The sequence below is a fragment of the Bradyrhizobium sp. HKCCYLRH2015 genome, from assembly GCF_051168215.1.
Lineage (GTDB): Bacteria > Pseudomonadota > Alphaproteobacteria > Rhizobiales > Xanthobacteraceae > Bradyrhizobium.
Window position 1 is genome coordinate 12,818 of sequence record NZ_JBNPUO010000011.1, and the last position, 12,293, is coordinate 25,110.

Consider the following 12,293-nt stretch of genomic DNA (forward strand, 5'->3'; position numbering starts at 1 on the left):
GCCCGTCTCGCCGGGAGCGGTCCGGGTCGCGTCTCGAGCGCTCCGAGATTGATGCGTTAGCGTGCAGCCGAGATGCGTCGGCTGGCTTCCGGCGATCCTTGCTCCGCAGCCCTGAGATACCAGGCCCGCGCCTTGGCTGCGTCGGGAACGGCACCGAGCAACCGTGATTTCGTCAGTTCGGCCGGGTCGTAGGTGCGCGCGAGCAGGAGGGAAGCGTCCGCAATGCCGGCGTCGGAAAGCCGCGTCAGAATCAGCCGCGCGCTGGCGACGTCGCCCGCGGCGAGCAGGTCGCGTCCGCGCTTCATCAGCCCGTCGACCTCGTCTCGCGGCAGCGGAACGGTCGGGCGGGGCGAGGCCATCGGCAGCGCAGGGGAGGGAGGGGAGACCGCCGGCGCTGCGGCGGCCGGCGCTGGCGACGTCGGCGTCGAGGGCCATGGCCGCATCGCCAGTTCTGTACTGCTGGGAGCCGCGAGCGCGGCGACCGTCTGCGGGGGATCTTCCTGGGCAACCTTGGCTTCCGCGGGATCGATCTGGGCCAGGCTTTCCAGCACGGCGGTCGGCATGATCGGGCTCTTGCTGCCCGGTGTCGGCCCGCCATTCTCGAAGGAGACCATGTTGACCACCATCATGGCGATGGAGGCCGCGATGCCGACGGCGGCACCGATCTTGATGATGCTGCCCAGCCGGAACGATTTGTCCGGATCCTCCGGCGGCAGCGGCATCACGACGGGATCGAGCTTCGCGCTCCAGGCGCGATGCACCTCCTCATCGTCGAGGTCAAGGGCCGCCGGCCGCGCCGGCAGGGAGCTTGGCCGGGACACCAGATGATGCGGCAGGGGCACGCCGTCGGCAGGCGGATCGAACGTCGTCGGGCCGGCCTCCGTCTGGCGGCGGCGCGGCGCATATCTGCGGAGCTCTTCGCTCGCCCAGGGCGGCGCTGGCTTCGCCGGATCGTTCTGATCTGGAGCACTCATCACTAGCCTCCTGTCTCCGACGAACGGGTCGTGGGAGATAGCTTCAGGACGTCGGGCGCGCGCGGTCCAACCGAAGCGCACATGATGCGACATCGGGGACATTGCATCAACGCTTCCGTCGAGACCGACAGGTCCGGTTTCCTTCCGACATGCACGCCATTGTTTTCGCGCGCCCTGGTCACAATCGATGTTGCTTGGTCCCTAAGCTGATCAATGTTCTTGTCGGGAAGGGTGAGCAGGTAAGGCTATTTGATGGAAATTTCCCGGCGCGCCGCATCGGTGATTGCTCGCGATGCGCGAGACCGGGGGCGAGTTCTGCGCTTTGCAGAAAGATCGGGTGGAGTATCTGGATGCCGCAATCCTCTCGACTTTGCCGCGAGGTCAGGGGCTTAGCGGGCCGAGGAGTTGCAGGCGCGCCAGGAAATTCTGCAACTTAGGCGAGAGGTGGGGAAAAACAAATGCGGCCGGACAATGCCGGCCGCATTCACATATCCGATCGATTTTTACTCCGCCGCCAGCGCGACGGACACACAAGCGGCTTCGATCGCAACGGCAACCGACTGGATGATGGCGGCAAAGCGGACGGCGGTCTGGATCGTGGCCGCGGGCACGCCCGCATCCTGCAGGACCTTCTCATGCGAATCGATGCAGGTGCCGCAGCCGTTGATGGCGGACACCGCGAGCGACCACAGCTCGAAATCGGCCTTGTCGATGCCTGGGTTGGCGATGACGTTCATCCGCAGCCGGGCCGGCATCGTCGCGTACTCCTTGTTCGAGGCAAGGTGCACGAAGCGGTAGTAGACGTTGTTCATGGCCATGATCGCGGCGGCCGATTTCGCCGCCGCCAAAGCGGCGGGCGACAGCTGTGTGGCCGCAACCGATTCGAAGGCCGCAACGACGCTCGGATTGCGAGTCGCAATCGCGCAGGCGACGAACAGGCCATATTTGGCCTGCGGCGACAGCGTCTCGTCGGACGCCATGGATGACAGATTGAGCCTGACATCCTTGGCGAAGTCCGGGATCTGGTCCTTCAACTGCTCGATCGACATGATCAGGCGACCTTCAGGGTCTCGCCGCCGACTTCGCGATTGCACGGGCAGAGCTCGTCGGTCTGCAGCGCGTCGAGCACGCGCAGCGTATCCTTCGGAGCGCGGCCGACATTGAGGTTGGTCGCATAGACGTGCTGGATGGTGTTGTCGGGATCGACGATGAAGGTGTAGCGGTAGGCGACGCCATCCGGCGAACGAACGCCGAGGCCGTCGACCAATGCGCCCTTGGTGTCGGCGAACTGCCAGATCGGCAGTTTGTGCAGATCCTTGTGGTCGCGGCGCCAGGCGAGCTTGCAGAACTCGTTGTCGGTCGAGCCGCCGAGCACCACGGCATCGCGGTCCGCGAAGTCCTTCGCCAGGCGCGCGAACTCGGCAATCTCGGTCGGACAGACGAAAGTGAAATCCTTCGGATAGAAGAAGATGATCTTCCACTTTCCAGGGAAGCTGGTCTCGGTCAGGGTCTCGAAGGCGCTCTCGCCCTTCTCCTCCTGCAGATGAAAGCCGGGTTTCACGCCGACGATTTCAAACGATGGCAGCTTGCTTCCAATTCCGAGCATTTTGCACTCCAAGAAAATTATTGCGCTGCAATAGCGAGGCGCATTGTGCATTGCAAGCGATATGCCATTCGTTTTTAGTATCAGGGGATTGTCGAAAAACCGACACTCGGCGGCGCCATGCTGCAAATGCGAGGACATGGCGGCGGGGAGCTTGCAGATGCCGCCCGCTTGGGCGGTTTCGAACGTCGGCTTCGCGACATGGTGGTCCGACATTGAGCGGCGGCAGCCGGAGGGCACGCATCGTTGTCTCGGCAACAGGAGGTTGACGTCCCGCCTGGTCTGGGCGCCGCGCGACCTCGTATTGACGGTCGAGCCGGCGGCCGACGTGCAATTTCTTTGTGCGGCCCAAGTGGCAAAATTGACATTATCGCCTTTGTTGCGATGCACGTTTGACCACGGCGACTCCTGAAGCGGCAGCAAGGCGACAAGCCGTCGGCAGATCACGGCGCGGCACGGCGCAAGGTGTCGCACAGCGCACAGTGTTGTCAGCTTTTCAGCAAATCGCGTCTGTTATTTCGCCTTGCTGCACGACGACCCGACCATAGTCTCCTCGCAGATTTTCATTGGCCTGGGAGGAGTTCATCACCATGAGCGAAACTGTCTCGGCATCAAATGCAAGCGCGAGCCTGTCGATCGACCGACGACGATTTCTGGCGACCTCAGCCGCGCTCGCGGCAGGATGGGGAGCATCCTCGCTGCTCGGAGCCAGGAGCGCGACGGCGGCGGGCCTGAAGACGGTGCGCTTCAGCGAGGCCGTGCACAATCTCGGCTACATCAATCTCTACGTCGGCATGCACGCCGGGATCTTCAAGAAGAACGGTCTGGACATGCAGGTGAGCGCCGCCGGCGGCGACACCCAGACCTTCGCCGCAGTGCTCGGCGGCTCGGCTGATTTTGCCATCGGCGACGCGACCATGGCACAGATCTCGCGTGAGAACGGCGGTCCTGGCGTGGTGGTCGGGACGGTGGTGCAGAGGGCGCACTATTTCGGCGTCTCCAAGACACTCGAGCCGATCACCGATCCCAAAGCGTTCAAGGGCCTCAAGATCGTGACCTCGCCCGAGCCGAACACCAACTACAGCGTGGCGAAGCGCCTTCTGGAGAAAGCGGGACTGAAGGTCGGCGTCGATGCGACCATCGTCCCCGTCAACCCCGGCACCGAAATCGCCGCGATGCTGGCGGGCCAGGCCGACATCGCGATCGCCTATCAGCCCAGCGTCGCCGCGGCGGAGGCGCAGGGCGCCAAGGTGGTGTTCGACTTCTCGAACTACATCGGTCCGTTCTGCAATACGGGGATCATGGTGCTGCCGACCACGATCCAGAAGGATCCCGAGATGGTGCAGGCGCTGGTGACCTCGTTCGAGGAAGCCTCGCGCAAGACCTACGCCGACCCCGCTTTCTCCAAGGAAGTCGCACGCAAGGAGTTCCCGGACCTGCCCGGCGAGGTCGTCGACAAGGCGATCGACGCCGAGCTGAAATATCTCATTCCGGCGCAGTCGGTGATCACCAAGACGGACCAGTGGGCGAACCTGATGGAAATGCAGGTCTATCTCGGCAACGCCAAGGGCTCGGTGCCGTTCGATCAGATCATCGACAACTCCTTCGCAGAGAAGGCGATCGCCAGCCTCAAATGACCGAGGTGACCGGCATGATGCAGGCCGCGCCGGGCGCCATCGCAGCGCCTGCGCCGCCGCTCGTCGTCGAGCATGTTGCCAAGAGCTACGAGCTTGACGGCGGCCGCGTGGTGCCGGTGATCGGCGATCTCAGCCTGACATTGCGAGAGGGGGAGATCGTCAGCATCGTCGGCCCGTCCGGTTGCGGGAAGACGACGCTCCTGAACACGCTGTGCGGATTGTTGGCGCCGGATGCCGGCCGCATCCGCTGGCACGGCCGCGAGGTCGCCGGCCAACCGCAGAATGTCGGCTACATGTTGCAGAAGGATCTGCTGCTGCCGTGGCGGACCGCGCTCAGCAACACCATGCTGGGACTCGAGATACATGGCGTTCCGGCCGCCGAAGCGGAGGACCGCTGCCGGGCCTTGCTCGACCAGCTCGGGCTGCACGGCTTTGCCGACCACTATCCCGCGACCCTGTCCGGTGGCATGCGCCAGCGGGTGGCGCTCGCGCGCACGCTGGTCAATGAGCCCGACGTGCTGCTGCTCGACGAGCCGTTCGCCGCGCTGGATTTCCAAAGCAAGCTCCTGATCGAGAACGACACGGTGGGCCTGGTCCGGCAGGGGCGCCGTTCGCTGCTGCTGATCACCCACGACATCGAGGAGGCGGTGTCACTCGCCGACCGGGTGATCGTGCTGTCGAAGCGGCCGACGCAGATCAAGGCGGTCTACGACATTGCGCTCGGCAGCGAGCGCCGCGACGTGATCTCGGTGCGGCAGACGCCAGGCTTCAGTGACTACGTCCGCAGCATTTGGGCCGATCTCGACGTGGTGCTGCAATGACCGCCGACATCGACGCGCCGCCGGTCCGCTCGGCACCGACACCGGTCTCCGAGGCACGGGCGGTTCGGGCGCCGACACGTGGGCGGCGATGGCTGCATCTGCGCACCACGCTTGCCGTGCTCGTCACCCAGCTTCTCGTCCTGGCGGCCTTCCTCGCCTTCTGGGAATATGCGACCGGGCAGAACAAGGCTGCCGCCTTCATGTTCGGCTCGCCGTCCGCCATCCTCAAGTTTCTCTCGCAGATGGCCTATGACGGCAGCCTGTGGCGCGACACCTCCGTCACCGGGCTGGAGACGCTGCTCGGCTTCTTCGTCGGCAACTGCATCGGCACATTGATCGGACTGTCGCTGTGGTATTCGCGCTTCGTCTCGCGCGTGGTCGAGCCGTTCGTGATTGCGCTCGGCTCGATTCCGATCATCGCGCTCGCGCCGATCATCATCATCTGGTTCGGCACCGGGCTGATCTCGAAGGTCGCGATGTCGACTTTGTCGGTCGTGATCGTCGCGCTGGTGACCTCGTACAAGGGTGCCACCGGCGTCGATCCCGACCAGATCAATTTGTTCCGCACTCTCGGCGCGTCCAAGTTCCAGATATTCCGCAAGCTGGTGGTGCCGGCGTCGCTGACGGACATCTTCGCGGGGCTGAAGCTCACCGTCGGCTTTGCCCTGATCGGCGCGATCGTCGGCGAGTTCATGTCCTCCTCCGAAGGGCTGGGGCACGCCATCTTCAAGGCCGGGTCGCTCTACATCATTCCGAAGGTGTTCGCCGCGCTGGTTGCGACGATCGCGCTGGCGCTGGTTCTGACTTTTGCGGTCGGCAAGATCGAGCGGCTGCTGATGCCGTGGCGGCGGCAGCCGCGATGATGCAACGACGTTGGAGATAGCAGGAGTGATCATGTTAAAGCGCATCGGCAAGGCCGGCAACATCAAATACGCGCTGTCGGGCGACAATGAGTTCATCGCGACCGTCGATCCCGGTGAGATCTTCGTCGTCGAATGCGCGATCAATGTCAACGACGGAACCATCCGCGCGCTCGGCCAGCAACTGGTCGAGAGCGACGTGACGCTGCCCTACGTCAACGGTGCGACTGGCCCGATCGAGGTGCGCGGCGCGAAGCCTGGCGACATGTTGCGGCTCGACATCATTGACATGGAGCTCGACCGGCTCGGCTTCACCGCGCTGTGGCCGGGCATCGGCATGTTTCCGGACTGGGTCCGGCGCAAGGAGTTCGGCATCCAGACCCGCGTCGTCGCGGTCGAGGACGGCCACGTGCTGTGGAACGAGCATGTGAAGCTTCCGGTCCGGCCGATGATCGGCGTTGCCGGGGTCGCGCCGGTGCATGGCGCGGTGCTGACGGTGGACAACGGGCCGCATGGTGGCAATCTCGACGTTCAGGAGATCACCTCCGGCAACTCGGTGTTCTTCCGCGTCAACAAGGACGGCGCGCATCTCTTCCTCGGCGATTGCCACGCCATCCAGGGCGACGGCGAAGCCAACGGCATGGGCGCGATCGAGATCGCCGCGAACCTCACCGTGAAGGTGTCGTTGGACAAGGCGCCGGCGCGGCTGAACCATCCGCGAATCGAGACGCCGACGCACATCTGCACGCTGGGCTGCGCGCGCCCGCTCGAGGACGCGATGCGGATCGCGTTCGAGGAGATGATCAACTGGCTGGAGGACGATTGGAGGATTCCGGCGCCGGAGGCCTACATGCTGCTCGGCCAGGTCGCCGAGGCGCGCTGCACCCAGGTGGTCAATCCGAAATACACCTACATCTGCAAGGTCAACAAGGCTCTGCTCGCCGGCTATCACGGTTGAAAACCGAAACTGATTGAAAGGAGACGATCATGGATCTGGGATTGGCCGGCCAGAGCGTGCTGGTGACGGGCGGCAGCAAGGGTATTGGCCTTGCGATCGCGGAATTGTTCGCCGAGGAAGGCGCCGGTGTCGCGATCTGTGCGCGCGACGGCGACGCAGTCGGCAAGGTCGTGACGACACTTGCGTCGAAAGGCGTGAAGGCGTGGGGGCAGGGCATCGACGTCGCCGATCCCGTGGCGCTGAAGGGCTGGGTCGACGGCGCGGCAAGGGAGCTGGGCGCGATCGATTGCGTGGTCTGCAACGTCAGTGCGCTCGCCGTGGGCGACTCTCCGGAGACCTGGGAGAAGTCCTTTCGCACCGACATGATGCATACGGTCAACGCGATCGCGGCAGCCATTCCTTACCTGGAGCAGTCGAAGTCGGCCTCGATCGTCATCATCTCCAGCGTGTCGGGCTTTGAAGTCGATTTCGCCGCCGGATCCTATGGTGCGATCAAGGGCGCGCTGATCCATTACGCCAAGGGCCTCGCGCATCAACTGGTCGGCAAGGGCATTCGCGTCAACGCGGTGTCGCCGGGCAACACCTATTTCGAGGGCGGCATCTGGCAGAACATCGAGAATGGATCGCCTGACCTGTTCAAGACCGCAATGGGCTTGAATCCGACGGGGCGCATGGGAACAGCCCAGGAGGTGGCCTACGGCGTCGTGATGCTCGCAAGCCCGCTCGCAAGCCGCATTTCGGGAACCAATCTGATCATCGATGGCGCCCTGACGAAGGCGGTGTAGGTCCGACGAGATTGCCGGTCGCGCTGTTCGACCGGCAGGCGCGGCCGCACCATGCGGCCATGCCGAACCGACGTCCCTAGATGCGCTGGACGGCCGTGAGCGGCCAGTCTCCGATGATGCCGAACCGCTGGCGGGCGTTGGGCTGGCGGAACAACACGATCCGGTCGATCCGGAGCTCTGTCAGCGACAGCGCCGCAAATCTCTGCTGCATCATCGTCAGGATCGGCCGGCGTCGTTCGTCGGACAGCCGGCAGGTCAGCGTCATGTGGAAGCGGAAATCCTCCATGACATAGGGATAGCCCCAGCGATCGAGATGATCGCGCTGTCGTGGTGTCAGCAGGTCCGGCTTGCGCCGTGCACGGTCCTCGGCGGTCATCGGCGCGCGAAACGGCTCGAACGTCCGGACACAATCGGCTGCGAGCTGTTGCATCGCCGGCGAGGGCTCGCCAGGGATCATCGCGACGAAGCCGCTGATCGAGTCCACGATGGGACGAATGATCGGAATGGCGCGCGGCCTTGCCGCGAACTCCGCACAGGCGTCGCGGAGCGAGGCTTCGCTCTGCGCATCGGCCAGTTCGAACGGCGCCTTCAAAGTGGCGTGGAAGCCATATTTGCGCGGGTCCGCGCTCAGCTCGGCCCAGTCGGGAACCGCGCGAACGACTTCTTCCGGAAAGCTCGGCTCGTCGCCGCTCCAGGCGTCGTAACCCAGCAGGCTCGCGCCGAATCCGGCCAAGCCCGTCGTCGCCGCCGGGGCGTAGTAGATCGCGTAGCGGGGCGCATCGACCATGATCTGCTACTCCGCCGCGATGGTGCGCACGGGCACTGCGTTCAGCCGATGGGTCTCGGCCAGATAGACCAGCCGGCCGGACGCGATGACGGCGACGACGCGGGGGCGCAACGGCACGCGGTCATCGACCAGAATGACGTCGGCGCGGCGGCCTTCGGCCAGCGTCCCGCGGTCCGCCAGTCCGGCCGCGCGTGCGGGGCCGCCCGAGATCAGATCCCAGGCGCGTGCCAGCGGCAGAACGCCGTCGGCCGCGAGCCGATACGCCGCCAGCAGCGGCGCTGGATAGTAGTAGTCGGAGGCCAGCACCGAGCAGAGGCCCTTGGCGATCATGTCGCTGGCTCGCGTCCACCCGGTATGGCTGCCGCCCCGAACGACGTTGGGCGCGCCGAAGACGATCGCGTCTCCGCCCTGAGCGGCCTCGCGCGCAGTCTCCTCGTTGACCGGAAATTCCGCGATGGTCACGCCCTGGCTGCGAAACGCCTTGCGCATGGCCGGGCTGTCGTCGTCGTGCGACAGCATGCGGACGCCAGCCTTGCGTGCGATGTCGGCCAGCCGCGCGATCGAGGCTGGAACGGCATCCGCGCGAGAGGCGATGCGCGCGACCAGCCGGTCGAACTCCGCGCCGGGCAGGCCGGTGCGGTCGACCATGCGCTGGCGCTTGTGCGGCGTGTCCAGGCTCGCGACCGTCGAGTCCATGTGATCGTTGAAGGCGAACAGGTCGACGCGCCGATCGGCGAGCCACTGGCCGATTTCCTCCTCGTCGTCGAGATTGAAGGTCTCGTGGCGCAGATGAAAGCGCGTGTCGGCCGCGAGCTGCGGGCGCAGCGCTTCGATCGATTCGAGCAGCCGCCGCGCATTGTCGGCGCTGCGCAGGCCCGGCTCCCATGACCAGGTCGTTGCGTGGAAGACCGTGGTGATGCCATTGCTGACGGCCTGGCGGTCGCTGTCGATCAGCGCGACGTCGGTCGGGAAATCGACCCCGGCCCGCGGCATCATCTGGCGCTCGAACGCATCACCGTGGATGTCGACGATGCCGGGGAGCACGGTGAGCCCCTCCGCATCGAGTTCGAGACCCGACCGGCATCCCGGTGTCCCGATGCCGGCGATGACGTCGCCGGATATGATCAAGGAGGTGTCCGCGAGGTCGGTGTCGACGAGGCAGCGGCCCCGCGAGATTGAGATATCGGTCATGGGGCGGCACTCTGCCGTACCGGGACGAGGGCGTCGAGAGCGGCCTCGTATTTATCCAGGAACGCGGTGATCTCGAGCTTGCGGAAATCGGGCAGCGCCGCGCGCAGCGCCTCGTGCTTCCAATCCCACCACGCCAGATCCAGCAGCCGCTGCTCGACCTCGCGCGGAAACCGGCGCTTGATCGGGCGCGCCGGATTGCCGGCGACGATGGTATAGGCCGGAACGTCCTTGGTGACGATGGCGCCAGCCGCCACGACCGCGCCGGTGCCGATGTTGCGGCCCGGCAGCACGATCGCGCCATGGCCGATCCAGACGTCGTGTCCGATCCGGACATGATGCTCTCGCCGCCAGGCGAAGAACTCGGCATCGTCGGGCTCGCCTGGAAAATAGGCGCTGGCGCGATAGGTGAAATGGGCCTGCGTCGCCCGCTGCATCGGGTGGTTGCCCGGGTTGATCCGGGTCATCGCCGCGATCGAGCAGAACTTGCCGATCGTCGTGTAGGTGATCTGGGAATCGTTGACCACGTAGGAGTAGTCGCCCATCGTCACCTCCTGCAGGATGGTGCGGGCGCCTATCTCGCAATAGGCGCCGAGCGTCACGTCCTGGAGCTTGGCCGAAGGGTCAACGGTAGGTTCAATCGAAAGCAGCTTGCCGGCCATCTCGCGTCCTGTCTCTACGCCTGTGAAGGTGTTGGGTCTCCCCTATGACAGATGCGTGACATCTACATGACTGCCGACCGGCATGTGGACGGATGTGGCGCCGCAGTGTTGCTGTCACATAACTGTAGAATCCAGACGTTAGCGATAGGCCAAAGCGAGGCGTCTGGAGAATTCAATGCTGGTGGTGGATGGCCTGACGTGCCGTTTTGGCATGAAAGCCGCGGTCGACAATGCGTCCTTCTCTGTTGCACCCGGCAGCTTCGTCGGCGTGATCGGGCGTTCCGGCGCGGGCAAGTCGACCCTGCTGCGGTCCATCAATCGCCTGAGTCCTGTGAGCGGCGGCCGCATTTTCTTCAAGGATCTCGATGTGACGGCGCTGCGCGGCCGCGACCTGCGGCAGTGGCGCGCGCGCTCGGCGATGATCTTCCAGCAGTTCAATCTGGTCGGCCGATTGGACGTGCTCACGAACGTCCTGATGGGGCGACTCGCCGAAATCCCGTCGTGGCGCTCTCTGGCGCAGCTCTGGCCGGCGGCGGATGTTGCCATGGCGCTGTCCGCGCTCGAGCAGTTCGACATGGCCTCCCTCGCCGCGCAGCGCGCCGATCAGCTTTCGGGCGGGCAGCAGCAGCGCGTCGCGATCGCGCGCGCGCTGGTCCAGAATCCGGAAATCATCTTGGCCGATGAGCCGATCGCCTCGCTCGATCCGCGCAACACCAAGATCGTCATGGACGCGCTGCTGCGCATCAACAAGCATTTCGGCATCACCGTGATCTGCAATCTGCACTCGCTCGATCTGGCGCGCAGCTATTGCGACCGATTGATCGGAATGGCGAATGGTCGGGTCGTGTTCGACGATCTGCCGGCGGCGCTCACCGGCCAGATCGCGCGCGAGCTGTACGATCTGGAGGCCGACGAGGTGATGCCGCCGGCAATGCCCAAAGCTCCCGAATCCGTTCCGGCTGTCGGCAAAGTTGCCGTCGCCTGATTGCCTGCGTGCTGCGGGCGCATCTGTCGTGTCAATCCTGACATCGTCCCCTGAAACTTGAAGGACGTTCCATGATCAATCGTCGTCTCATTCTGGCCGGTTTGGCCGCTCTGTCGTTCGCTTCGTCCGCCTCGGCCGAGGACTGGCGAACCAAATATCCGGAGATCACCTTTGCCGCGATCCCGGCCGAAAACGGCTCGGGTGTCGTCGAGCGTTACACGCCGTTCGTGAACTATCTTTCCAAGGAGCTCGGCGTCAAGGTGACGCTGCGCGTCGCCAATGACTACGCCGCGGTCATCGAGGGCCAGCGCGCCGGCAACATTCACATCGGCTATTATGGTCCGGCCTCCTTCGCCCGCGCGCGCGTGACGGGCGTAAAGACGGACGCTTTCGTGATCGACGTCAACTCGGACGGCTCGAAGGGCTATTATTCAGTGTTCTACGTGCTCGCCAAGAGCCCGTACCAGAAGCTCGAGGATCTGAAGGGCAAGAATCTCGGCCTGGTGGACCCGAACTCGACCTCTGGCAACAACATGCCGCGCTTCAAGATGAGCCAGATGGGCATCGACCCCGACACCTATTTCTCCCAGGTCATCTTTACGGGCAGCCACGAGAACGCCGTGCTTGCCCTGGCGCAAGGAACCGTCGACGTCGCCGCAAACTGGTGGAACAACGGAGATGACTCCAACCTGACCCGCATGCTCACCAAGAACATGGTGAAGTCGGCCGACGGCACGCCGCTGAAGAAGGAAGATTTCCGCATCATCGGCAAGTCGGACATGATCATCAACTCGCCCTACGCCTATCTCAGCGACCTGCCAACCGACATGAAGGCCGCAATCAAGCAGGCCTTCCTCGACGCGGCGAAGAAGGATCCGGAAGCCTTCGCCAAGCTGTCCGACGGCAAGAACAAGCCGTGGGAGGCGATCTCGACGGAGGACTACAACAAGACTGTCGAGCTGATCAAATTCGTTGACTCTCTCCGCAAGAAGGGCTCGTAAGCGTTGCACCGGGCCGGCGGGGGACCGCGTCA

At 64.5% G+C, this 12,293-nt stretch carries 13 protein-coding genes; 7 read left to right on the forward strand and 6 right to left on the reverse strand.

The window, feature by feature from the left end; translation table 11 throughout:
• Nucleotides 1-56: 56 nt before the first annotated feature.
• The 3 genes from ACQR1H_RS26755 to ACQR1H_RS26765 all read right to left on the reverse strand — a co-directional run bounded on the left by ACQR1H_RS26755 (nt 57) and on the right by ACQR1H_RS26765 (nt 2,580).
• Complete coding sequence (locus ACQR1H_RS26755; RefSeq protein ID WP_315803652.1) at nt 57-974, reverse strand: sel1 repeat family protein; 918 nt, start codon at nt 972-974, stop codon at nt 57-59.
• A gap of 503 nt (nt 975-1,477) precedes the next feature.
• Nucleotides 1,478-2,023: a carboxymuconolactone decarboxylase family protein gene (locus ACQR1H_RS26760; protein ID WP_315803651.1), complete on the reverse strand. Its 546-nt coding sequence runs from the start codon at nt 2,021-2,023 to the stop codon at nt 1,478-1,480.
• A 2-nt stretch (nt 2,024-2,025) separates the two neighbouring features.
• Complete coding sequence (locus ACQR1H_RS26765) at nt 2,026-2,580, reverse strand: peroxiredoxin (RefSeq protein WP_315713058.1); 555 nt, start codon at nt 2,578-2,580, stop codon at nt 2,026-2,028.
• Nucleotides 2,581-3,167: 587 nt separating this feature from the next.
• Here ACQR1H_RS26765 and ACQR1H_RS26770 point away from each other — a divergent pair.
• From ACQR1H_RS26770 to ACQR1H_RS26790, 5 genes are read left to right on the forward strand one after another with little or no spacing between them, the layout of a single operon-like run.
• On the forward strand, nt 3,168-4,214 hold the full coding sequence (locus tag ACQR1H_RS26770; RefSeq protein ID WP_316238964.1) for an ABC transporter substrate-binding protein: 1,047 nt from the start codon (nt 3,168-3,170) through the stop codon (nt 4,212-4,214).
• Between the two features lie 17 nt (nt 4,215-4,231).
• Nucleotides 4,232-5,035: an ABC transporter ATP-binding protein gene (locus ACQR1H_RS26775; RefSeq protein ID WP_315803798.1), complete on the forward strand. Its 804-nt coding sequence runs from the start codon at nt 4,232-4,234 to the stop codon at nt 5,033-5,035.
• A complete protein-coding gene (locus ACQR1H_RS26780) occupies nt 5,032-5,898 on the forward strand; it encodes an ABC transporter permease (RefSeq protein WP_316238963.1) in 867 nt (288 codons plus the stop codon). Before ACQR1H_RS26775 ends, ACQR1H_RS26780 begins: the two co-directional genes overlap by 4 nt.
• A 31-nt stretch (nt 5,899-5,929) precedes the next feature.
• On the forward strand, nt 5,930-6,853 hold the full coding sequence (locus ACQR1H_RS26785) for an acetamidase/formamidase family protein (protein ID WP_434908446.1): 924 nt from the start codon (nt 5,930-5,932) through the stop codon (nt 6,851-6,853).
• Nucleotides 6,854-6,882: 29 nt separating this feature from the next.
• Entirely contained in the window at nt 6,883-7,638 is a 756-nt protein-coding gene (locus tag ACQR1H_RS26790; RefSeq protein ID WP_434872634.1) for an SDR family NAD(P)-dependent oxidoreductase, read from the forward strand.
• A 76-nt stretch (nt 7,639-7,714) separates the two neighbouring features.
• On the opposite strand, the gene ACQR1H_RS26795 is transcribed toward ACQR1H_RS26790, so the two are convergent.
• From ACQR1H_RS26795 to ACQR1H_RS26805, 3 genes are read right to left on the reverse strand one after another with little or no spacing between them, the layout of a single operon-like run.
• Nucleotides 7,715-8,425 (reverse strand): DUF1045 domain-containing protein, encoded by a 711-nt coding sequence (locus tag ACQR1H_RS26795; protein ID WP_434886374.1) that lies wholly within the window; start codon nt 8,423-8,425, stop codon nt 7,715-7,717.
• Between the two features lie 6 nt (nt 8,426-8,431).
• The gene (locus ACQR1H_RS26800) at nt 8,432-9,616 is read right to left on the reverse strand and encodes an alpha-D-ribose 1-methylphosphonate 5-triphosphate diphosphatase (RefSeq protein WP_434880225.1); all 1,185 of its coding nucleotides are present in this window, start codon (nt 9,614-9,616) and stop codon (nt 8,432-8,434) included.
• The gene (locus ACQR1H_RS26805; RefSeq protein WP_434908447.1) at nt 9,613-10,275 is read right to left on the reverse strand and encodes a DapH/DapD/GlmU-related protein; all 663 of its coding nucleotides are present in this window, start codon (nt 10,273-10,275) and stop codon (nt 9,613-9,615) included. Before ACQR1H_RS26805 ends, ACQR1H_RS26800 begins: the two co-directional genes overlap by 4 nt.
• A gap of 175 nt (nt 10,276-10,450) precedes the next feature.
• Between ACQR1H_RS26805 and phnC the strand changes: the two genes are divergently transcribed.
• Nucleotides 10,451-11,260: a phosphonate ABC transporter ATP-binding protein gene (phnC, locus tag ACQR1H_RS26810; protein WP_434837740.1), complete on the forward strand. Its 810-nt coding sequence runs from the start codon at nt 10,451-10,453 to the stop codon at nt 11,258-11,260.
• A gap of 71 nt (nt 11,261-11,331) precedes the next feature.
• The gene (gene phnD / locus ACQR1H_RS26815) at nt 11,332-12,261 is read left to right on the forward strand and encodes a phosphonate ABC transporter substrate-binding protein (RefSeq protein ID WP_315803642.1); all 930 of its coding nucleotides are present in this window, start codon (nt 11,332-11,334) and stop codon (nt 12,259-12,261) included.
• Nucleotides 12,262-12,293: the final 32 nt, after the last annotated feature.